1 pseudogene is annotated in these 1560 nt (G+C 71.2%); it reads left to right on the top strand.

The window, feature by feature from the left end:
* Positions 1-1389, top strand: a pseudogene (locus KS423_RS45260) (hypothetical protein); the annotation flags it as partial.
* Positions 1390-1560: the final 171 nt, after the last annotated feature.

The raw sequence follows: 1560 nt of genomic DNA, 5'->3' as shown, positions 1-1560 counted from the left end.
GGGGCGCCGCCGGCGCCGACGCTCGGCGCGGCCCCCGCGGGGGGATCCGGGCGGCCGGCCGCGTTCCGGCAGGCGTCGCCGGGTGCCGGGCTGTCCTTCTACTTCGTCAACGGGGTGCTGAACAACTTCGACTCGGCGACGGTGAACGCGAACCTGCTGTCCGCCACGCTGAGCCGGCAGCTGGGTTATCCGGTCAGCGTCAAGCTCCAGTTCAATGCCTCCAGCGCCAACATCGCGGTGTACACGTACAGCGCATGCCAGGAGGCGCAGCGCGCTACTGCGGACAACCCGATCCAGGAGAACCGGGACCTCGCGAAGGCCATCTGCGGGCTCAGTGTGGGTGGGGCGGCCGTCCTGCCGGAGGCGGTCATGGCGGACGTCAGCGGGACGATCTCACGGAAGGCCCTGGATCCGAACTTCGCGCTCGACGGGGTCAACGCGAGCTTGCTGAAGAACGCGCAGGACGATTTGAACAAGGGGCTGCGGGTGGTGCTGATCTCGCACAGCGAGGGCGGCCTCTACCTGCGCAATGTGCTGCCGCGGATCGGAGCCGGGAAGCCCGTCGGGGCGCTCTACGTCGCCCCGCCGTTCGGCAGTGGGCAGGAGCTGAACGCCAATCCGACGCGCTATGTGATGTTCGAGTGGGACTGGTTGCTGGCGGGGATCTCCAGCGTGGACTTCACGACCAAGGCCGTGGCTCCGCAGACCGTGTACGACGGCTCCACGGCGTCGCGGTTCAACCTCCACTACCTCTCCAACTACTTGTACTGCGGGTCGGATTCGGCCAAGCAGGTCGGTGACCGGACGCGTGAGCTGGTGGACTTCGTCAACTCGGTTCCGGCCTCCCGGGGCGGTGCGCGCCCGGGGCTGTCCGGGGGCGACGGGCTGCCGCCGCGGCAGGGCGTGCAGGGTTGTCCGGTGCCGCAGCCGGAGCAGAGCCCGACCCCGACGCCCACGGAGACGCCGTCCGGATCGCCGACGGGATCGCCCACCGAGACTCCGGCGGAGACCCCGTCCGAGACGCCCACCGAGGCGACGCCCTCCGGCTCGCCCTCTTCCCCGGCCGGCGCCTACTACGTCTTCCTGCTCACCAACGTCTCCGGCGGGAACGTCCTGGTGGGGTCGCTGGACGACGTCCAGGGCAAGCGCACGTGCGACTTCGCGGACGGTGGTCTGTGCGCCGATGCCGGTGGCCAGGACGTCCCGGTGCAGTACACCGCCGAGTTGGGCCCGTACCCGACGCTCACGGACGCCCAGGCCGCGTACTGCGCGAACGCTGCCAACCCCCATCCGGGCCCGGGGGCTGTCGGTACCAAGGTCGACATCTTCGGCGGCAGTTACTGGACCGACAACATCGACTTCAGCTGTCCGGTGGCCCCCAGCCCCTGACGCGGGTGGGCCCGCGCCGCGACACGTCGCCGGCGCGGAAGTCGGCGGTCTGAGGCGGGGGCCGGCCAGGCCCGGCCTAGTTCAACTGTGCGGGTGCCGTGGCCGAGTCGGTGGGGCCGGCGGTGGCGGTGGGCTGGCTGGTGGGCCGGGGCGGCCGGGTCTGGGTGGGCT

This window comes from Streptomyces sp. LS1784, from assembly GCF_020103755.1.
Lineage (GTDB): Bacteria > Actinomycetota > Actinomycetes > Streptomycetales > Streptomycetaceae > Kitasatospora.
Note: the sequence above shows the minus strand (reverse complement) of the source record. Positions and strands in the feature narration are given on the sequence as shown.